Here is a 21,170-nt window from a genome sequence, read left to right as displayed (position 1 = left end):
AAATGACCATCCATACCCCTGTGACCGCGAATGAGCGCGTCTATCCCGCGCCAAAAGTTCCGGCCATCGCCATCTGTCTGGACGGCTGTGAGCCGGAATATCTGGAAGTGGCCATCGCCAAGGGCCTGATGCCGACGCTCAAGCGCATCCGCGAGACTGGCACCGACCGACTGGCGCATTCGGTGATCCCCAGCTTCACCAACCCAAACAACCTGTCCATCGCCACCGGTCGTCCACCGATCGTGCATGGCATCTGCGGCAACTACCTGATCGATCCCGATAGCGGCGAAGAGGTGATGATGAACGATGTGCGTTTCCTGCGCGCACCGACCATCTTCTCGCAGTTCTACGAGGCGGGTTATCGCGTTGCCATGGTCACCGCCAAGGACAAGCTACGCGCACTGCTGGGTGCGGGCCTCAAGTTTGACGAAGACCGCGCGGTGGCGTTTTCCTCGGAGCGCTCGGGTGAGACCACAAAGGCGGAACACGGCATCGATAATGCCAGCGCGTGGCTGGGCATGGATGTCCCCGAGGTCTATTCGGCAGAGCTGTCGGAATTTGTATTCGCCGCGGGCGTGAAGCTGCTGAAAGAGTTCAAGCCTGACATCATGTACCTGTCGACCACCGACTACATCCAGCACAAGTTCGCCCCCGAACAGCAGGGCGCTTTGGACTTTTACGCCATGTTCGACAAATACCTCGCGCAGTTGGATGAGCTGGGTGCGGCCATTGTCGTCACTGCAGACCACGGCATGAAGCCCAAGCATAACGCAGCGGGCGAGCCCAATGTGATCTATGCGCAGGACCTGATGGACGAATGGCTGGGCGAGGGTCAGGCCCGTGTGATCCTGCCGATCACCGACCCTTATGTGGTTCACCACGGTGCGCTTGGAGCTTTTGCCACCGCCTATCTGCCCGAAGGTGCGGACCGCACGGACATCATGACGAAACTTGAAGCACGGGATGAGCTTATCCTTGTCATCGACAAGGAAGAGGCGATCCGCCGCTTTGAACTGCCCGCCGACCGGATCGGCGATATCGTGATGATCTCGGGCGAGAACATGACCATTGGCACCTCGGCAGACCGCCACGATCTGGCCGCGCTGAAAGAGCCGCTGCGCAGCCATGGCGGCTTGACCGAGCAGGAAGTGCCCTTCATCGTCAACCGCGTGATTGACCTGCCGGGCCAACCCGAGGAACTGCGCAACTTCGATGCATTCTTCTATGCCACCACGGCGGCGGCGCAGTAACTATGAAAGATCAGGCAATGACTGAGATCAGAAACGAAGGGATGCGCATCGGCGGCGAGATCGTCTTTACTGACGAGACCGTGCCAGTTCTCTATCCCTACACCAATGAGGTGATCGGCCATGTCCCCGCGGGCAAGGCCGAGCACGCCCGCCGCGCGTTCGAGATCGCGGCAAACTACAAATCCAAGCTGACCCGGTACGAGCGCAGCCAGATCCTGCAACGGGCCGGAGAGCTGATCGGTGAGCGCCGTGAGTATCTGGCCAAATGGCTGGTGCTGGAGCTGGGCATCTGCCACCAGCACGCGATCTACGAGACCAAACGTGCGCAGGATGTCTATCAGTTCGCCGCTGCCGAGGCGCTGAAGGATGATGGCGAGATCTTCTCGTGCGACCTGACCCACAATGGCAAGGATCGCAAAATCTTCACCACGCGGGAACCTGTGGGCGCGATCAGCGCGATCACGCCGTTCAATCACCCGCTGAACATGGTCAGCCACAAGATCGCGCCGTCGATTGCGTCGAACAACTGCATGGTGTGCAAACCGACCGAGTTGACGCCGCTGACGGCGCTGACGCTTGCGGATATCCTCTATGAAGCGGGCCTGCCGCCCGAGATGTTCCAGGTGGTCACTGGCTGGCCGCAGGACATTGGTGAAGAGATGATCGTCAATGAAAATATCGACATCATCACCTTCACCGGCGGCGTGCCAGTGGGCAAGATGATCGCGGCCAAGGCGGTTTACAAACGTCAGGCGCTGGAGCTGGGCGGCAACGACCCGCTGATCGTTCTGAACGACCTCAACGATGCCGATCTGGACAAGGCTGCGACCATTGCGGTGGCCGGTGCCACCGGCAACTCGGGTCAGCGCTGCACTGCGATCAAGCGCATTCTGGTGCAGGAGAGCGTGGCTGACAAGTTCGTGCCGCTGGTGTTGGAGAAGGCGAAGAAGATCAAGTACGGCGATCCACAAGACCCCGAGACCGAACTGGGCTGCGTCATCCACGATAAGGCGGCAGAGCTCTTTGAGAACCGTGTTTACATGGCCGAGAAAGAGGGGGCAGAAATCCTCTATCACCCCGGCCGTCAAGGCGCGCTGCTGCCCCCCATCGTGGTCGACAAGGTGCCCCATGACAGTGAGCTGGTGATGGAGGAAACTTTCGGCCCCATCATCCCCATCGTTCGCGTGCCGGACAATGATGAGGAAGTCATGGCGATCTCGAACTCCACCGAGTTCGGCCTGTCTTCAGGTGTTTGCACCAACGACCTGAACCGCGCAATTGCCTTTATCAACGGGCTGAACGTGGGCACCTGCAACATCTGGGAACAACCCGGATACCGCATCGAAATGTCCCCCTTCGGCGGCATCAAAGACTCCGGGAACGGCGTCAAAGAAGGTGTTATCGAGGCGATGAAGTTTTTCACTAATGTGAAGACGTATTCGATGCCGTGGCCAAGGTAAGGACATAGAGGAAGTCTGTACCTCTCACTACGGCGCGAGGCCCGTCATGGGGCTTCGCGCTGTCGATCTCTGCGGATCAAATCAAAATCGAGGATGATATGTCTGTCAGAATTACCCACACCGAAGGAGAGTCCAACACTTCGGGTGCGCGTAAATCGTGGCAGAAGTCCTCAATCGGGCCACGATCTGCGCCTTTGCTGAAACGCGACGCGGATGTGTTCCTGCATCAAAGCTTGTCCAGTCCCTGTGTGAGCACGATCGCCAAGGCCGAGGGCATTTGGATCGAGGATCTGGATGGCCGCCGGTATATGGATTTTCACGGCAACTCGGTCCATCACATCGGCTATGGCCACCCGCGCCTGGTCGAAGCGATCAAGACGCAGCTGGATGACCTGCCATTTGCACCGCGCCGGTTCACCAATGATCCGGCGGTGGAGCTGGCCGAAAAACTGGCTGAAATCGCGCCCGGTGACCTTGGAAAGACGCTATTCACCACCGGTGGTTCGGATGCCAATGAAGTGGCTCTGAAAATTGCGCGCGCCGCGACTGGCCGGTTTAAGACAGTCAGCTTCTGGGATGCATTTCACGGGGCCGGTTTCGGTGCGGCGTCGGTGGGAGGTGAGGCGACCTTCCGCAGTCATATCGCGGGGCCTTTGATTCCTGGGGCCGAACATGTCGCGCCTTTTGCCTGCTATCGCTGCCCTTATAACCATGCGGGTCCCGAAACCTGCGGTCTGGCCTGCGCCAAGATGGTCGAATACGTCCTTGAGCGCGAAGGCGATATTGCCGCCGTTATCGCGGAACCGATGCGGGCAGTGCCCTATGTCCCCCCGGCGGGCTTCTGGCAAGCGGTGCGCGAGGCGTGCAACAAACACGGCGCGCTGCTGATCATGGATGAAATTCCCACGGGTCTGGGCAAAACAGGCAAAATGTTTGCCTTTGAGCATGACGACATCGTGCCCGACATCGTGACCCTTGGTAAAGCACTGGGCGGAGGCATCCTGCCCATCGCTGCCTGTGTCGCCCGCCGCGATCTCGATGTGTGCGGAGATTTTGCTATTGGGCACTATACGCATGAGAAGAACCCGGTCACTGCCCGCGCTGCTCTGACTACGATCCAGATCATTGAGGAAGAAGGGCTTGTCGATCGCGCCGCCGATTTAGGTGCCCACGCGATGGACCGGCTTGAAAGCGAATTGGCGCAGGTTGAGATCGCAGGAGATATCCGCGGGCGCGGCCTTATGTTCGGGATCGAGATTGTCAAAAACCGTGCCACCCGCGAAGCCGACAATGCCTGCGCCGAGCGTATCTACTATGCCTGCCTGAACGCTGGGGTCAGTTTTAAGATCAGCCAGGGCTGCGTGCTGACTCTATCCCCGCCATTGACCATTGGGCGGGACGATCTGGATCATGCTCTGGATATCGTCATCACCGCAATTCGGGATCAGACCTGACGTTGTGGGGTCGCACGTTTTGTCGTTAGCGCAGCTGTGCCGGTCGGTGCGCGTTTGGCTTGTCGGCCTCAGAGAGCCAGTCAAATAGCACTTTGGCGCGATCCGAGGCCTGATTGTGCAGAACGACATAGAAATCCAATGGGGACGAAACCGTCTCGGGTATGAGTTTGACCAGCTTGCCCGATGCGATCAGCTCGGACGTAAGGCCTTCCCAACCCAACACTGCCCCCATGTCATCCTGCGCGGCCTGCAGTGCGATGACATAGTTGTTGACGCGGTGCGCGGCCTTCAGTTTCGCCGTGTGCCCGAGCGCGCGTAGCCATTCCTGCCAATCCGTCCAGCCACTGTCAGCCGCTTCAAGATAGATCAGGGGGATATCCGCGACGTCCGCAGGAGACCCAAGCTGATGTTGCTCGGCAAAACGCGGGCTGCCAAGGGCCATGATCTGGTCGTGAAACAGGGCACGGCAAAGGCCGGAATCCTGATCCATGTGACCGTAGTGGATGCTCAGGTCGCAATCGGATGGGCTGATGTCCTGATCGCTGACGATCTGGGCCACCGAAATATGCGGATGGCTTTTCCAGAACTGCGCCAGACGGGGTGTCAGCCATAGCGAGCTGACAGCTGTGGTTGAACGTATCGTAACCGATGACCGCCCGTGATGTGCCCGCAGTTGCCCAACGGCCTCATTGATACCCTCGAAACCGCGTTGCAAAGCCACCAGCAAGTAAGCCCCGCTTTCCGATAGTTCGACACCACGGTGAAAGCGATGGAAAAGATCGCAGCGCAGCTCCTGTTCGAGGCTTTTGATCTGATGGCTCACGGCCGCAGGGGTCACGTTCAACTCTTTTGCTGCGGCTTTGAAGCTGACGTAGCGCGCGGCAGCTTCAAAACTGACCAAAGACGTCATCGGAGGCATATCGTAAGGTCGTTTGGGCAATTTCACCTCGTATAACGTCTGCTGCGGTTGCTTGTATTACAAGCACAGAGTGTAGTTTAGAGTTATTTCAAGTAATCCAAGGTGAGATTTTTTGCAATTGCGCAGATCGCAGGACCAACCAGAATAAGGCCGATTCACGAAGGGCGTTGTGGAGCTATGCCTGACGATTCCTGTGCAGAAACGAAACCTATGGTGACACCGGCGTTGCCAAAGAGCTTTTGAAGGAAAACAAAATGAAATCACATGCCAAAGTGGTGGTTGTCGGAGGCGGGTGCGTCGGGGCCTCGATCCTCTATGGGCTGACCGAGCATGGATGCTCGGACGCGGTTATGCTGGAGCGAACTACGCTGACCTCTGGTTCGACATGGCACGCGGCCGGTTTGCTTGTGACTTTCGTGCGCTCGCACAACGTGTCGAAGATGACGATGGAAACCATCCGCATCTATACCGAGGTAGAAGAGAAGATGGGCAGCTCGGTCGGGCTGCGGAAGGTTGGCCAGCTGCGAGTGGCCAATACCGAGAAGCGCTGGGATGAGTTTCAGTCCTATATCTCGATTGCCGAAGCCGCTGGGGTGCCCTGCAAGCTGCTGACCCCGGAAGAGATTGCCGAGGTGCATCCGCTGCTGAACCAGAGCCCGGATATCCGGGGCGGAATTTTGCACACCGAGGACGGCTATGTGAACCCAGCCGATATCACTATGGCGCTGGCCAAGCTGGCGCGTGATGCGGGGGCGACTGTCTACCAGAATACCGAGGCTCAGGCTTATGAGAAGCTTGAGAATGGTCATTGGAAAGTGACCACCAATCAGGGCGAGATCACGTGTGAGCATCTGATCTTTGCGACCGGGAATTACGCCCGCGAAAATGCGCGCCGCGTGGGGCTGGATCTGCCCTGTATCCCGATTGTCCATCAGTACTGGACGACCGAGACTGTGCCGCTTCTGAAGGAGCGCCGGGCGCAGGGTCTGCCCGAATTCCCGATCCTGCGGGATGAGGACTATGGCGCTTATCTGCGCGAAGATGTGGGCGGCATCCAGTTCGGCCCCTATGAGTTCACCAAAGACCTCAAACTGTTTGCCGAAGACCGCGTGCCGCCTGAGTTCGGGGCCGACCTGTTGCCCGAAGATTTCGATGCGGTGGAAACTCAGTGGGAGCGCGCCATTGAACGCGTACCCACTTTGGGAGAGGTCGGAATCAAGGCCAACACCCGTGGTCCGTTCCAGATGACCCCGGACGAGCTGCCTCTGGCTGGTCCCGCACCGGGGCACGAGAACCTGTGGCTGGCCGAAGGCATGCCCGGCGGCATCCTGTGGGGCGGCACTGTCGGCAACCGTCTTGCCAAGTGGATCGTCGATGGCGATCCAGGTATGGACATGTCGGAACTCGATCCGCGCCGGTTCTCGGACTACGCGTCGAAACGATGGACCATGGACAAGGTGCGCGAGACCTGGGGCACGCACATGGATGCGCACGTACCGGGTGAGGATTTTCCTAATGCGCGTCCGATGAAGACCGTGGGCAGCTATGATCTTCTGACTGCTCAGGGCGCGGTCTGGACCAGTTTCAATGGCTACGAATTCCCGCGCTGGTTTGCCAAATCGCCCGAAGAGGCAATCCCTGAACACAGCTTCCGACGCACCAACCATATGGAACTGGTGCAGGAAGAGGTGCGCCGCACGCGCGAAGAGGCTGGGTTCATCGAAATGTCCCCGATGACCAAATTCACCGTACGCGGGCCGGGGGCCGCTAAATGGTTGGACAGTTTGATGGCTAACAAGCTGCCCAAAGTGGGCCGCATGACCCTGTCGCTGATGCTGAATGAAAAAGGCGGCATGGATGCGGAGTATACCGTTGTGCGGTATGCCGAGGATGACTTCTATCTGATCTCTACCCCGAATTGGCGCGCCTATAACTGGGATCAGATGCAGCGTTTGTTGCCCAAAGATGGCTCGGTCATCATGGAAGATATCTCGGAGCAACTGGGCGTGATCGCTCTGGCCGGACCCAAGATACGTGAGATCCTGCAGCCCCTGACCGACAACGATCTGTCGAACGAGGCTTTCCCGTGGCTTTCGGCACAGATGGGAGAGGTGGGTTATGCCAAGGGTGTGCACCTGTTGCGTGTCTCGTACACCGGTGAGTTGGGATGGGAATTGCACCATCCGGTCGGATATAACCGCCATCTTGTTGATCTGTTGCTGAAGGCGGGCGTGAAGCCATTTGGCCTCGAGGCATTGGAGTCGATGCGCCTTGAGAAATCCTATCGCGCGATCAACCGTGAGATCTGCAAGGATCTGACGCCATACGAGGCAGAATTGGGCCGGTTCGTGGCCATGACCGAAAAGGTTGGCGGGCAGGTTTGTGAACGGGACTTCATTGGCAAAGCGGCGCTACAGAAACAGCAGGAAGAGGGTGGATACAATACCTTGGTCACGCTGAAGCTGCCGTTCTGCGACACCTCGGTGATGTTCGACGAAGGCGTTTATGCCGATGGCAAGCTCATCGGGCGGGTCACTTCTGGTGGGTTCTCGTACTATTGCAACCATGACATCGCGATGGCGCTGGTGCCGCAGGATATGACGGCGCCCGGCACCAGGATGCAGGTGCTGATTCACAATGAAATGCGCGAGGCAGAAGTGATCGACACCTGCGCCGTTGACCCCACCAGCGCCCGTGCGCGCGCCTGATCCGGAGGATTTGAAATGGCAGAAGCAAGAGCACGCTCAGGCCGTGGCGGAGGGCGCGCGGCACGGGTTCAGGCTCGCACCAACCCGCCTCCGGTCTACTTGTCGACGCTGAACCGCAAGGTTGGCCCGATTGATCTGCTCGGCCCCGAAGGCGTCGAGAAGATCCACAACGCTGCGATGACGATCCTGGAAACCACCGGCATCGAGTTCCGCGATCCCGTCGCCTTGGCTGACTGGAAGAAATACGGTGCCGATGTGCAAGGCGAACGCGTGCGTATCGGGCGTGAGATGTTGATGGACCTGATCTCGGCTGTTCCGTCGGAATGGGGCTATGCTGCGCGCAACCCGGATCGCTCATTGCGGGTGGGTAACCAGCATTCGGTGTTTGCCAACGCCTACGGGGCACCATTTGTCTATGGTCTGGACGGCGTGCGCCGTCCCTCGGTGCTGGAAGATGCCCATAACTTCTTCAAGCTCAGCCAGATGAGCCAGTCGATGATGGTGCCCGGTATTCTGCCGGTGGAGCCGCAGGATGTTCCAGTGCCGCAACGCCATCTGGAGCTTGTTCACGCCGCGCTCACACTGACAGACAAGCCGATCAAAGGCTCGGTCCTGTCTGAGCAGGCGGCACGCGATTCAGTTGAGATGGCGCGCATCGTGTTCGGCGTGGATTTCGTGGACGAGAACGTGGTGATGGCCGCCCTGTTGAATTGCAACACGCCTCTGGTCTGGGATGAGACCATGTTGCAGAGCCTGCGCGTCTATGCGGCGGCCAACCAGCCCTGTCTGCTTTCGCCCTTTGTTCTGGCCGGTGCCAGCACACCTGCAAGCCCGCAGGGGGGTGTGGCGCTGCTGATTGCGGAATCTCTGGCGGGCATGGCTTATAGCCAGATCATACGGCGCGGAGCTCCGATGGTGCTTGGTGTCGCGATCATGGGTGTATCAATGAAGACAGGCGCGCCGATGATGGGCTCACCTGAACCCGGTCTGATGAACTTACTGGTGGGGCAGATGGCACGGTTCTACGGGGTGCCGTGGCGAACTTGTACGATGTGGACCGGATCGAAGTCACCGGACATGCAAGCCGCGTTTGATACCGCAAACACCATGTGGCCGGTGCTGCTGGGCGGCGCGAACTATATTGTCCATTCGGCGGGGTTCCTTGAGGGCGCGCTGGGCGTAAGTTATTCCAAATGGGTGCAGGACGCGCTGCAGCTGGAAAACTTCCACCGCTTCTTTAGCGGCTTGCAAGATGAGAATCTGGATGCGCTTCTAGGCGATATTGATCAGATCGGACCCGGCGGGCACTTTTTGGGAACCGACCACACGCGCGAAAATCCGATGCATATGAACCACCTGCAAAACAACGATAGTTTTGAACAGTGGGAAGCTGAGGGTTCGAAAACGGCTGAGATTGTCGGCACGGAAGAAGCAGAGCGTATGCTGAGAAACTATGTTCAGCCTCCGATGCCCGACGATCGACGCGGGGCGCTGGACGAGTTTGTCGCCAAAAAACGTGCGGAATACAGCGCGTGACGCGATAACAAGAGGCACATCGGTGCCTCTTTCAGCCACACAAGGACAGGATTCAGCGAATGACCGAAATCTCGACGAAAACGCTCTCACTTCAAGAGGTGCGGGAGTTTGCCAAATCCGTCCTTGTGGCTGCCGGGATGGACGATGGGGGCAGTGAGCTGATCTCTGAGATCGTCACCAAATCCGAGCGTGATGGACCGCGCAGCCATGGTTTGCGCATGCTGCCGGTCTATGTACAAAGCTTCACCTCGGGCTATGCCAACCCCGCCGCCAATCCCAAAGTCGAACGCATCGCACCCGGTGTGCTGCGCGGAGATGCAGATAACGGCTATTACCAGATTGCTGCGGCGTTGGCACTGGACGAGCTGATCGGAATGGCCCGCGAGAACGGCATCGCAGCGTTTACTTGTGCCAACAGCCATCACCTTGCCGGTTTGCGCTTTGATACCGAACCGCTGGCTGAGGCCGGGTTGGTTGCGCTGGGCGTCGTGAACTCTCTGTCGATGGTGGTGCCGCAGGGTGGTGTGCGCCCGGTCTTCGGTACCAACCCGATGTCGTTTGCCTGTCCGCGCGAAGGCGCGGCGCCGATTGTCTGGGATCAGGCGTCTTCGATGGTGGCATTGATGGATATCCGCATGGCCGCGGCCGAAGGGCACGACCTGCCGCATGCAGCCGGGCTCGACCCCGAAGGCCAACCCAGCACCGATCCGAACGCCATCCTCGAAACCCGTAGCCTGTTGCCATTTGGCGAGCATAAAGGGGCCGCGATTGCCTTCTTGATCGAGGTTATGGGAGCAGCCTTGGCAGGGGGCACTCTGTCGGTCGATAACGCAGATCGCGAAGCGCACGGAGCGCTGAATATCAAGGGCGGATCCACCTTGATTGCCATTGACCCGAAACGGTTCGGGAACGCAGCGTTTGACGACTACGTCAAGCGTATCTGCGCCGAGATCGAAGGCAACGGCGCGGCCCGAGTGCCCGGCGATGGACGGTTGAAGAACCGTGCTGCATCAGAAGCCGAGGGCGTTCGCGTCAGCACCGAATTGCTATCTCAACTGGATGCGCTGCGGTAAAGGGTTACGAAATGACGGGCGTGGTGGTAATCGGCGGTGGCGTCGTGGGCATTTCCTGTGCCTTGGCGCTGCAATCGCAGGGGCATGCGGTCACGGTTGTTGAACCCGGGCCGGTCGGTGAAGGGGCCAGTTGGGCCTCGTGCGGGTGCATCGCTGTTGGTGAAGTTGTGCCTTTGTCCCAACCGGGCATGCTGATGAAAGTCCCCGGTTGGTTGCTGCATCCGGAGGGGCCATTGGCCCTGCGTCCGGCTTCAACTCTTCGTCTGCTGCCATGGTTTGCTCGTTTCGCTGCCAATGCGCGCCCCGCCAAGATGCGGGCCATCGCGGCAGATTTGGCGCGCCTGACCTTTGCCGCCACCGATGATTTCAAGGCTCAGCTGGCAGATATCGGTCAGCCAGAACTTCTGGTTGAGCGACCGGTGATCAAGCTGTTTGACGATGATACCGATCGCGCAACCATGGCAGCAGCTTTCGATCTGGCACGAGAGTTGGGGTGCACGATAGATGAGGTTTCTGGCCGCGAGGCTCATGACATTGATCCCGCCATCGCTCCTGATTTCAAATACGCTGCCCTGCTGCGTGACTGGAGTTTCGTGACCGACCCCAAGAAGCTGGTCGAAGCGCTGCATCGGGCCTTTGTCAGCCGCGGCGGCACGGTTGCACATGGCGCGGCAGAGACTTTTCAGCGCGAGGGCCGAACGGTTAAAGCCGTAAAACTTCGCGATGGCCAAGCCGTGCAAGCGGATGAGTTTGTCCTCGCGGCGGGCACGCATTCGCGTTACCTAGCGCAGCAATTGGGCGTTTCGATCCAGCTGGAAGGCGTTATCGGCTATTCCACCGCGCTGCACGATACTGGCTGCGATCTGGCGCACACAGTTTTTTACGCCAAGGGCGGTTTCGGTATTACGCCTTATGAGGATGCGCTGGCAGTGGCCGGAACCATCGAATTTGCCGAGCTGACAGCGAAACCAAATTGGAACCGCGCAGACATTCTGGTCAAGCGCGCGAAACGCGTGCTTCCGGACCTTAGGGTCGAAAATGCCGAACGTCGCATGGGTCGTCGCCCGTTCACTCCGGATACACGACCCATTATCGGGCGCAGCGGACGGTTGGCGAACGTCACCTTCGCCACCGGACATGGCCAGTTGGGGCTGACCCTGGGTGCAACAACCGGGCGTCTGGTTGCGGATGAGATCGCGGGTCGGAGGCCGGGGATCGACCTTCAGGCGTTTAGCCCCGACAGGTTCTAAGGCCCAGTTCTCAGGGCAGGCTCAGCTTTGCCATCCGTCCACCGTCGACCGTGTAGATTTGGCCGGTAATAAACCCGCTTTCATCTGCTGCGAGGAACGCAGCCAGCGCAGCGACCTCTTCGGGTTTTCCGGTCCGGGCAACCGGATGGATTTTTCCGATGTCGCGGCGAAATGCCTTTGGGTCGGGCATGGAGTCGATAAAGTCGAGATTCAGATCGGTATCGATCCATCCCGGGGCGATGGCATTGCATCGGATGCCCTCATGCCCATGATCGATGGCAACGGCGCGCGTTAGCCCGTGCAACCCTGCTTTCGAGGCGCAATAAGCCGCGTGGCCGGGATTGCTGCCTAGCCCTTCGATGGACCCGGTATTGACAATGCTGCCCCGCGTCTTCCGCAGATGGGGCAGGGCAGCCCGGATCATCAGGAATGGTGTAGTCAGGTTGACGGTCAAGGTTCTCTGCCAGTCTTCCAGGCTCATATCCTCGACGCAGGCCTCTTGCATCATCCCCGCGTTGTTGATCAGAACATCCAATTGCCCTGTGCGAGCGATCACCTCTACCACCACCTGACCGGGAGAGTTGGGGTCGGTGAAGTCGGCTGCGATCCCCTCGAACCTGTCATCGTTGCCGCGTTGCGCCGTAATCACGCGCGCACCTTCCTCGGCCAACCGAACCGCGATGGCTTGCCCGATCCCGGAGCGGCCACCTGTGACCAGAGCTACCTTGCCGTCAAAGCGCCTCATGCAACCGGCTTCCCGCCATTGACCTCGACCAGCGTGCCGCACATATAGCGCGCCGCATCTGAAGCGAGGAACAGAACAACATCCGCGATGTCCTCAGGTTCGGCAATCCGTCCCAAAGGAACGGTCTTGCCCAGCTCAGTCACCGCCTCGTCGGGGTCGAACCCACGTTTGGCGAAGCCCGAGCGCAGCATTGGTGTGTTCACCTCATTCGGGCAGACGGCGTTGATGCGAATACCCTGATGCGCGTGGTCCATCCCCATGCATTCGGTCAGCGAGGCAATCGCTGCCTTGGTCATGCAATAGAGCGCATGGTTCGGCCCCGGAGCCTTGCCACCCCAGCACGATGCAGTGTTGACGATGGCCCCGCCGCCCGTCTCAGCCATCAATGGGATGGCGGCGCGGCAGACCCGGAACGGAGCTTCGACATTCACGCCCATGGACAGCGCCCAATCCGCATCCGAGGTCTCGGTGACGGGCCCCCGCGTGATCACACCGGCATTGTTTATGACGATATCCAGCCCACCCAAAGCCTGACGTGCCTTGGCGGCCAGTTGGTCGCAATAGGTTGGTTCGAGCAGATCGCCGGGCAGATGGGCATCCGCTTCAATGCCGTCGGTGCACCGATCAGCGACTGCCACCTGCGCACCCTGTGCGCGCAGCTGTTTGACGATGGCTTGCCCAATGCCACCGGCCGCACCAGTGACCAGCGCTTTCTTACCCTGAAACACGTCTTACTCCTCCCAGCTTGCAGCGGCTTGTCCCAGCAGGTCCCGGTGCATCGTCACGCCGAGGCCCGGCAAATCGGGCGGCAGGACACCGCCGTTTTGGATAGGGGCGTTGAAAGCTCCGGTCTGGATCGTCACCATATCACGCGGGTCCAGCACGCAGCGTAACAGGCGTTCAGGGACGGTCGCACCCATGTGGAAGATTGATGCGGCAGAGAGCGTCGATCCCACGGTGTCCTGTACGCTGATCGTCAACCCAGCTGCGCGGCAGATATCACGCTGGCGGCGCGCGGGGGTCAGGCCTCCCGCCTTTGAGATTTTCAGCCCGATGCCATCGGCCACGTCCAGCGCGACCAGCTTGGCAATATCGCCGTCGTCCTGCGCCAGCTCGTCCAGAATGATCGGAACATTGCAGCGCTGGCGCAAAGACACGGTCTCGCGCCATGTGGCACAGGGGGCCTCCAGCACAAAATCCAGCCCGTTCGGAAGTGCACGTAACATCCGCAAGGCTGTTTCAGGGATCAGGCCACCATTCGCATCTAAGATGAAATATTCACCCGGCTGGCGATCTGCCAGCGCGGCCGCAATACGTTCCGCATCTAGTGCGGGCCCCCCTTCAGAATCCAGCGCGCCCACTTTGACCGAATGGCCCATATAACCCATCGCCCGATGCTCGGCGACACGGGTGCGCATATCTTCGGGCGTGCCCGCATAGATTGAGCTAATCACGGGCAACCGATTTCCTGTCGCACCACCCAGCACCTTATAGACCGGCAAGCCGACCGATTTTCCGAACAGATCCCAGCAGGCCAGATCGATCGCCGATTTCGCGTGATTGTGCCCCAGCAGGGCCTCGTCCATCGCGTCGTTGATCCGGTCCACATCGCGCGGATCGCGTCCGATCAGGTAGGGCACGATTTCTTCGATACCGGCGCGGGCGCCGCGCGCATGTGCAGCGATGTAGTTGGGGCCAAAGGGGGTGGACTCGCCCCAACCCTCGGTGCCGTCATCCGCTGTGATGCAGACGATAACACTATCAAACCCAGTATAGATGCGCCCGCCGGACAGCTCGTACGAGCCGCCCGTATAGGGCAGGTGCAGTTCAAAAAGCTCGATCGTTTTTATCTTCATGACGTCACCTGCGGCGGGATCAGCACCAGTTGCCCAGTGTGCTTCTTGGCCAGAAAATCTTCCTGAGCCTCAGCGATGTTGCGCAGCGGATAGGTCTTGGCAACGACGGGGCGAATTTCTCCGGCTTCGATGTATTTCACGAGGTTTTCGAACACGATGTCTTCCTGAAAGGTACAGCCAAAGAGCGTGAGATCTTTTAGATAAAGCGTGCGCACGTCGATCTCGCAGATGGGACCTGCAATAGCTCCGGCCGTGGCATAGCGCCCACTTCGGCGCAAAACATCCAGCAGGCTGGGCCATTGCGGACCGGCCACCAGATCGATGACGACGTCAATTGATCCTTCACCCAATTCCGCCACCAGATCGGCATTGCGATCCAGGATACGATCAGCCCCCAGCGCCCGCACCGCTTCAGCCTTCGCAGCCGAGCACAGCGCAACTATCTGTACGCCGCGTCGCTTTGCCAATTGCACGGCAGCCGAACCCACACCGCCCGAAGCGCCGGTGATCAGAACAGTTTCTGCCTCAACACCTGCACGATGCAGCATTCCTTCGGCGGTGGAATAGGCGCAGGGGATTGCGGCCAGTTCCACATCGTCCCAGTCACAGTTCACCGCATGGGTTTCCTGCGCAGGTGCCACGCAGAACTGGGCAAAGCCGCCGTCGCATTCGCTGCCGAGGGTCCAGCACTCGTATGGACGGTAATCTACGTAGGTTCGCAGCATGTTCCGCACGATCACGCGCTCACCGATGCGGGTGGGATCTACGCCTTCTCCAATCGCGGCGACATAGCCGCAGACATCCGCGCCTTGGATGCGGGGAAAGGTCAGGGGCGTGCCGGACCAACTGGCGTCGCTATCATCAACCGTGTCAAAGCCCGAGGCCCCGCCTGTGTTTGTATCCTCGGTCACCGCCTTGGAGTACCAGCCGATCCGGGTGTTGATGTCTGTATTGTTCACACCCGCTGCTGCGACCCGGATCAGGACCTCACCGAGACCGGGTTGCGGGACGGGTATGTCGGACCGGTAGTCTAGCATCTCGATACCGCCATGACCGGTCAACAGGACGGCGTGCATGGTTTCGGGGATCATGAAGCTCTCCTTAGAACGAAGCGACTGGCGTGCCGAATTTGGTCTCATCCGGGATGATGCCCAGGCCCGGTCCAGTCGGGCACTGAATATGGCCGCCTACAATGGAGATGCCGTTTTCGGGATCATAGTTGCCTTCGATATAAGGTGCGGCGAGCCATGCGCCTTCCATCAGGGTGGGGCGAACAGTTGCTGCAATCTGAGTGCAGGCAGCCGCGATGATGTCGCCGCCCCAGCTGTCATCGCAGGTATGTGGCAGGTTGCGGGCTTCGCAGATATCCCGGAACGTTCGCATATGTTGCAGGCCACCTATGCGTGTCACCTTCATGCCAAACCCGTCGACCAGCCCTGTTCCGGCGGCAGAGATCACAGTGTTCAGGTCAACGCTGTTTTCATCCATATAGATGCCATGGGTGACTTGCGGGCGGATTTTCTGCAGGTCCTGATAGGTGTTGCAGGGTTGTTCCATGATGAACGGGATGTCGGGGCATTCCCGGCTGACGCGCAGGGCGTCGCGGGTGGTCCAGCCCCGGTTGCCATCCACGGCAAGGCGCATACCGGTTCCGCCGATGACTTCCCAGACTTTGCGGATGGTTTCGATATCGATCTCGACGGGGCGTCCGCCGACCTTGATCTGCAGGCGGGGATAACCCTCGGCCAGCTTCTCTTTGGCGAGACCTGCGATATCGTCTGGCGCGCCTACACCCGTAGCGTAGTAGGATGGTACCCGATCTGTCTGCGCCCCACCCAGCAGGTCGGCAACATTGACGTCCAGTCTTTTGCCGATCAGGTCATGGGCGGCAATGTCGATGGCCGCTTTGGCATAGTTGTGCCCATTCAGCAGCCCGTTCATCCGGTGATGCAGCGCAACCGGCCAAAGGTCGGCTCCGATCAAACCTCTGGCCATCTCTGTCAGAGCGGCGCGGGCCCCACCCGCATGCGCCTCGGCATAGGTGGGACCTACTGGACAGGTCTCACCCCAGCCAGAGGTTCCATCCTCAGCCACCAGTTTGACCAGCGTAGTGTCCAGAGCCCAGACCTCGGCATTGGCCATGGTGTATGGACCGTTCTTCACCGGCAGATCATGTGCGTAGATGTGGATTTCCTTGATCTTCACGTCGGTTCCTTTGTCCTTGTCCGGGTGCCGGTCTATCTAATATCGGCAGAAGTCAGCAGCGCACGAGCGCAGCGTATCGTGGCAATGGTTGCGGGTTCGACGCCAAGCAACCGGGCGCCTTCAGTCAGCCCTTCGTGCAGAATAAACAGAGCTTCGGACAGGGCCTCGATATCGCAATCTGGTGCGACTCGTGACAGCCGTGCGCGGAACATGTCGCGGACATGCGCCTTGTGCGTTTCGACTGCCATCCGGATCGCCTGGCTTTCGGGATAGGCCGCCAGTGCGTTGCGAAACAGGCAGCCGGTGTTTGAAATCTCATGCAGCCAATCCGACAGTCGAACGAGGACATGCAGCACATGTTCTGCACCAGTTGCATCGTCCTGACCGATCCAATCAGAATAGGTCGCGTCCCTGTGCTTCAGCGCGCCTATGACCATCGCCTCGCGGCTGGGGAAGTATTTGTAAAGCGTCCGCAGCGAAACGTTTGCACCTTCGCGCAGCGCTTCTACACCTTGCGTCGCAAAGCCCATCTCAGAGAACTGTCGGTCCAGGTTTTCCGCGATCTGATGCTGTGTGTCGTTCATGAGATCATGGTAGAGTGATCGTTCTACCTTTGACTTGAAGAATTACGACACGGACCTCTACGCGACCGACAAGAGAACCGCTTCAACACGGCAGGTTTTCTGGGCTCGGCAGCGCGATGCAGTTGGTCATCCAGAAGGTACGCAAGATCGCCGCTTGGCATTTCAGACTTGTATCGTCAGGCTGGTGTTTTTTGCTTCAACAGATAATCACGCACCACACCGGCCAGCATCGAGCGGTTGTCTTCAATCGCCATATTGCGTTGACCCTTATCGGCTTCTTCATCCGTGAGAACAGTGCCGCGCCGGGTCTCCAGCAGATCGCTGGCGTAAGCTTTTGCGAATTCCGGATGGCCCTGCACAGTCACGGCAAAGCCGGGATACCACAGCGCGCCGTTCTCGCAGAATTCGGTTGATGCGATGGTCACCGCACCTTCGGGTTTCTCTTCGACCTGATCCTGATGATAGGCTTGGATGGCAATCTTATTGGGTGCCTCGCCCAGTTCGGTCGGCCAGTCGGCAGTGGTTGGATACTCATGCACACCAAGGCCCCAACCTTTGTTGGATTTGCGTACCACTCCACCCAGGGCCTGCGCGATGATCTGGTGGCCGAAGCAAATGCCGAACATCAACCTGCCAGCGTCGCGCGTATTGCGAATGAACTCTTCCAGCGGCGGGATCCAGGCGTGATCCTCATAGGCGCCGAACTTTGATCCGGTGATCACCCAGAGATCGGCCTCTGCCGGGCTGGCAGGAAATTCCTCGTCCAGAACGGCATAAGAAATGAATTCGGCATCCACATCGCCAAGCCATTGCTGCACCATGCCGGGATAGTCGCCATGTACCGGGGCCAGCGTTTCGGGCGGTCGGCCGGTTTCAAGGATACCAATGCGAATTCTGTGATCGCTCATCATACTCTCCTGACCGGCAGCCCATACCATGCATAGATCAGCGTGAACATCGCAGGTTGAAAGTGTTCCGGTTCAAATTTTCGAAAGGGTAGAATCATTACATCTGGGGCTTGGGGGCCGCGTTCAATATCTGCGCTGCATCGCATCTCTGCAAACAGTCGCGTGGTTACAACCGGCTGAGGTAATAGGTATATTCTGCGGGTGTGATGGGATCCTGAATGGCAGCGATCTCATTCCGTTTCACGGTCGCGTAGAGATTGCGATAATCGCCAAATATGTCCTGCGCAATTGATGAGGCCTCGAAACGTGCAACTGCGGATAGCCAGTCATGATCCAGCGGATTGGCCGGCACGCATTCGGGGTCATCCAGTGGGCGCTGCAAGGCAGGCGCATTCTCAAGACCATGCATCATGCCACCCAGAATGGCGGCCATAGCGAGGTAGGGGTTTGTGTCCGCGCCGCTGATCCGATGCTCCAGACGCGCGCTCGGGCCGTTGGTTTCGGGTAGGCGGACCGAGGCAGCCCGGTTGTCCAGACCCCAGTCAGGTGCCGCCGGGGCGAAGCTGTTGGGGCGGAACCGGCGATAGGAATTGCCATGAGGCGCAAAGATGGCCTGCAGGTCGCGCATGCTGTCCACCACACCTGCCACAGCGTTGCGCAGGGTCTGCGAAATTTGTTCCCCGTCGCCCGGCGTGAAGATGTTGTTGCCGCCCTTGTCCACGACCGACGCATGCACATGCATCCCATTACCGGGGTAATCCAGATAGGGCTTGGCCATAAAGGTGGCCTCGAACCCGTGGCTGGCGACAACACCGCGTACCAAACGGCGGAACAGGATCGCGGTTTCGGCTGCTTCCAATACGTCGTCTGTATGGTGAAAGTTGATCTCGAATTGGCCGGGGCCATATTCTGCGATCAGGGTGTCGGTGGCCAAGCCCTGAGCTGCGCTGGCAGACAGGATATCGTTCAGGATCGCTTCGCGCCGCGCCAGAAGTTCCATGTCGTAATTCTGGGCGTCAGGGCTGAAAGCGGGTGGGGTAGGTGCCTCGAACCGTTCATTGCGGGCGCGCAGGACGTAGAACTCCAACTCGGTTGCAACGACCGGGCGCCAACCTTTTTCATCAAATCGGTTCCAGACCGAGCGGAGAATCTCGCGCGGGGAATGCGGGCTGATGTTTCCCTTCATATCGGTCATTTCCACCAGGACCTGAGCCACGTTTCCGTTAAGCCATGGGGCTGGACGCAGAGTGCCTTTGACAGGTGTCAGAAGGCCGTCGGGGTCGCCGACCTCAATGCCAAGACCGGTATTTTCGACTTCATTGCCCATGATCGCGGGTGCGTAAGTCGAAAGGGGTAGACGAACGGCCCCTTTCTCCAGTTTTCCCACGTCATCGCCGGGCAACCATTTCCCTCTCAGGACCGCATTGATGTCGCATAACAGCAATTCGATCCTGTCGGGGGTGCCATGAGTTTGACAATGATCTGCATATTCTTTGGCAAAACTCATGCTGCTTGCTCCGCCATTTGTTCTTCTTTCTGGCGCTTTCTGACCGCTTGTTTGTTCAGAAGAGATGCAGTGATCGTGCCGACGGTGACCAAGCAAATCAGAATTGTCGACAGCGCGTTTATCTCGGGGCTCACGCCCAGACGGACCGAGCTGAAGATCTTGATCGGCAATGTGGTCGACGACGGGCCAGCCACGAACGAAGCGATCACCAGATCGTCCAGCGACAAGGTCAAGGCAAGCAGCCAGCCAGAAATGACCGCCGGGGCAATGATCGGCAGCGTCACCGATCTGAACGCATCGAAGGGGGTACAGCCCAGATCGAGCGCCGCCTCTTCCACGGATCGGTCAAAGCTGACCAGGCGCGAGCTGACAACGACAGACACGTAACACATCGAAAATGTGGTATGCGCCAGAACGATCGTCAGGATGCCGCGATCCAGCCCGATCGAGATGAAGAGCAGCAGCAGTGACAGCCCGGTGATCACCTCGGGCATCACAAGCGGCGCATAGATCATGCCCGAAAACAGGGTGCGTCCAAAAAACCGCCCTCCGCGCACCAGTACGTAGGCTGCCATCGTACCCAGTACAGTCGCTGCGATAGAGGACGCGAGCGCAACCTTCAGCGTCACGATGGCTGCATCAAGGAACGCCTCGTTTCTGAAGACCTCTCCGTACCATTTGGTCGAAAACCCGCCCCAGACGGTGACAAGCCGCGATTCATTGAAGCTGTAGATGATCAGGATGATCATCGGCAGGTACAGAAATGCAAACCCAAGCGTAAGCGAGGTCGCATTGAACCATGTCAAACGTCTCATTGCTCGGACTCCATCATCTTTTGCTCGTTGCGCTGATAGAGGATGATCGGGATGATCAGGATCAGCAACAAGACCACAGCCACAGCGCTTGCCACTGGCCAGTCGCGGTTCGAGAAGAACTCTTCGAACAGAACCTTACCGATCATCAGGGTTCCGGATCCACCCAGAAGCGATGGGATGACAAACTCACCCAGAGCCGGGATGAACACGAGGAAGCATCCCGCGATGATGCCGGATTTTGATAAGGGAACCGTGATCAGCCAAAACGCTGATGTGCGCGAGCAGCCAAGGTCTTCTCCGGCTTCAAGCAGTGAACCATCCAGCTTTTCCAGCGTTGAATAGATTGGTAGGATCATGAACGGGCAGTAGGTGTAGACGATACCGATATAGACCGCCCAATTGGTGTTCAGGATCGTCAGCGGTTCACCGATCATACCCAGCCACATCAGAAATTGATTCAGCAGCCCTTCCTGACTCAGGATTCCCATCCAGGCATAAACGCGGATCAGAAAGCTGGTCCAGAACGGCAGGATCACCAGCATCATCAGGGTCGGGCGCCATTCGTCTGGGGCGTTGGCCATCGCATAGGCAATCGGAAAGCCTATCAACAGGCACAGGAAGGTCGATATTGCCGCGATCCGAAGGCTGGACAGGTAGCTTTTCCAGTAAAGATCGTCTGTGGTCAGGAACACAAAGTTCTCGAAATCCAGTTCCGAGAAGAACTCTTTTATCGCGCTCCAGCCGCCCGCCAAATCCAGAGTCGGTGTGTATGGGGGTATCGCGAGCGCGATATCGGACAGGGAGATTTTGAGAACGATCCCGAACGGGATCAGGAACAGCACCAACAGCCATACGTAGGGCACTGAAATCAGGAACAAACGCCTATAGTTCATGTCTCGT

The 21,170-nt window shown here is 58.8% G+C and carries 18 protein-coding genes; 7 read left to right on the top strand and 11 right to left on the bottom strand.

Annotated features, from left to right (window positions below):
• Positions 1–2 precede the first annotated feature (2 nt).
• From phnA to pbfA, 3 genes are all read left to right on the top strand, one after another.
• Positions 3–1,250 (top strand): phosphonoacetate hydrolase, encoded by a 1,248-nt coding sequence (phnA, locus tag ACR0NF_RS20770; RefSeq protein WP_480472051.1) that lies wholly within the window; start codon positions 3–5, stop codon positions 1,248–1,250.
• 17 nt (positions 1,251–1,267) lie between these two features.
• Positions 1,268–2,710 carry a phosphonoacetaldehyde dehydrogenase gene (gene phnY, locus ACR0NF_RS20765; RefSeq protein WP_480668144.1) on the top strand — a complete coding sequence of 481 codons (1,443 nt, stop codon included), beginning with the start codon at positions 1,268–1,270 and terminating at the stop codon, positions 2,708–2,710.
• Between the two features lie 98 nt (positions 2,711–2,808).
• On the top strand, positions 2,809–4,164 hold the full coding sequence (gene pbfA, locus ACR0NF_RS20760; RefSeq protein WP_480668143.1) for a (R)-1-hydroxy-2-aminoethylphosphonate ammonia-lyase: 1,356 nt from the start codon (positions 2,809–2,811) through the stop codon (positions 4,162–4,164).
• A 25-nt stretch (positions 4,165–4,189) separates the two neighbouring features.
• On the opposite strand, the gene ACR0NF_RS20755 is transcribed toward pbfA, so the two are convergent.
• A complete protein-coding gene (locus ACR0NF_RS20755; RefSeq protein ID WP_480668142.1) occupies positions 4,190–5,074 on the bottom strand; it encodes a LysR substrate-binding domain-containing protein in 885 nt (294 codons plus the stop codon).
• A gap of 263 nt (positions 5,075–5,337) precedes the next feature.
• Here ACR0NF_RS20755 and ACR0NF_RS20750 point away from each other — a divergent pair, with 263 nt between their 5' ends.
• From ACR0NF_RS20750 to ACR0NF_RS20735, 4 genes are read left to right on the top strand one after another with little or no spacing between them, the layout of a single operon-like run.
• Positions 5,338–7,791, top strand: coding sequence for a GcvT family protein (locus tag ACR0NF_RS20750; protein WP_480472047.1), 2,454 nt, complete (start codon positions 5,338–5,340; stop codon positions 7,789–7,791).
• Between the two features lie 15 nt (positions 7,792–7,806).
• Complete coding sequence (locus ACR0NF_RS20745) at positions 7,807–9,327, top strand: trimethylamine methyltransferase family protein (protein WP_480472046.1); 1,521 nt, start codon at positions 7,807–7,809, stop codon at positions 9,325–9,327.
• Positions 9,328–9,386: 59 nt separating this feature from the next.
• The gene (locus ACR0NF_RS20740; protein ID WP_480472045.1) at positions 9,387–10,400 is read left to right on the top strand and encodes an Ldh family oxidoreductase; all 1,014 of its coding nucleotides are present in this window, start codon (positions 9,387–9,389) and stop codon (positions 10,398–10,400) included.
• An 11-nt stretch (positions 10,401–10,411) separates the two neighbouring features.
• Positions 10,412–11,650 (top strand): NAD(P)/FAD-dependent oxidoreductase, encoded by a 1,239-nt coding sequence (locus ACR0NF_RS20735; protein ID WP_480778873.1) that lies wholly within the window; start codon positions 10,412–10,414, stop codon positions 11,648–11,650.
• A gap of 10 nt (positions 11,651–11,660) precedes the next feature.
• Here the strand turns inward: ACR0NF_RS20735 and ACR0NF_RS20730 are convergent, their stop codons facing one another.
• The 10 genes from ACR0NF_RS20730 to ACR0NF_RS20685 form a co-directional block, all read right to left on the bottom strand.
• On the bottom strand, positions 11,661–12,395 hold the full coding sequence (locus tag ACR0NF_RS20730; RefSeq protein WP_480472043.1) for an SDR family NAD(P)-dependent oxidoreductase: 735 nt from the start codon (positions 12,393–12,395) through the stop codon (positions 11,661–11,663).
• A complete protein-coding gene (locus ACR0NF_RS20725; protein WP_480472042.1) occupies positions 12,392–13,123 on the bottom strand; it encodes an SDR family NAD(P)-dependent oxidoreductase in 732 nt (243 codons plus the stop codon). The genes ACR0NF_RS20730 and ACR0NF_RS20725 overlap by 4 nt, the downstream gene beginning before the upstream one ends.
• Positions 13,124–13,126: 3 nt before the next feature.
• Positions 13,127–14,251 (bottom strand): mandelate racemase/muconate lactonizing enzyme family protein, encoded by a 1,125-nt coding sequence (locus ACR0NF_RS20720; RefSeq protein WP_480778872.1) that lies wholly within the window; start codon positions 14,249–14,251, stop codon positions 13,127–13,129.
• A complete protein-coding gene (locus ACR0NF_RS20715; RefSeq protein ID WP_480472040.1) occupies positions 14,248–15,342 on the bottom strand; it encodes an alcohol dehydrogenase family protein in 1,095 nt (364 codons plus the stop codon). The genes ACR0NF_RS20720 and ACR0NF_RS20715 overlap by 4 nt, the downstream gene beginning before the upstream one ends.
• 10 nt (positions 15,343–15,352) lie before the next feature.
• A complete protein-coding gene (locus ACR0NF_RS20710; RefSeq protein WP_480472039.1) occupies positions 15,353–16,456 on the bottom strand; it encodes a mandelate racemase/muconate lactonizing enzyme family protein in 1,104 nt (367 codons plus the stop codon).
• Between the two features lie 32 nt (positions 16,457–16,488).
• On the bottom strand, positions 16,489–17,040 hold the full coding sequence (locus tag ACR0NF_RS20705; protein WP_480472038.1) for a TetR/AcrR family transcriptional regulator: 552 nt from the start codon (positions 17,038–17,040) through the stop codon (positions 16,489–16,491).
• Positions 17,041–17,216: 176 nt separating this feature from the next.
• Positions 17,217–17,948 carry a type 1 glutamine amidotransferase gene (locus tag ACR0NF_RS20700; protein WP_480472037.1) on the bottom strand — a complete coding sequence of 244 codons (732 nt, stop codon included), beginning with the start codon at positions 17,946–17,948 and terminating at the stop codon, positions 17,217–17,219.
• A 166-nt stretch (positions 17,949–18,114) separates the two neighbouring features.
• A complete protein-coding gene (locus tag ACR0NF_RS20695) occupies positions 18,115–19,455 on the bottom strand; it encodes a glutamine synthetase family protein (RefSeq protein ID WP_480778871.1) in 1,341 nt (446 codons plus the stop codon).
• The gene (locus tag ACR0NF_RS20690) at positions 19,452–20,270 is read right to left on the bottom strand and encodes an ABC transporter permease (protein ID WP_480659598.1); all 819 of its coding nucleotides are present in this window, start codon (positions 20,268–20,270) and stop codon (positions 19,452–19,454) included. The genes ACR0NF_RS20695 and ACR0NF_RS20690 overlap by 4 nt, the downstream gene beginning before the upstream one ends.
• Positions 20,267–21,163: an ABC transporter permease subunit gene (locus tag ACR0NF_RS20685; RefSeq protein ID WP_480778870.1), complete on the bottom strand. Its 897-nt coding sequence runs from the start codon at positions 21,161–21,163 to the stop codon at positions 20,267–20,269. The genes ACR0NF_RS20690 and ACR0NF_RS20685 overlap by 4 nt, the downstream gene beginning before the upstream one ends.
• Positions 21,164–21,170: the final 7 nt, after the last annotated feature.

It is taken from the genome of Ruegeria sp. CF4 (genome assembly GCF_056537345.1).
This window is presented reverse-complemented; position numbering and strand designations above follow the sequence as displayed.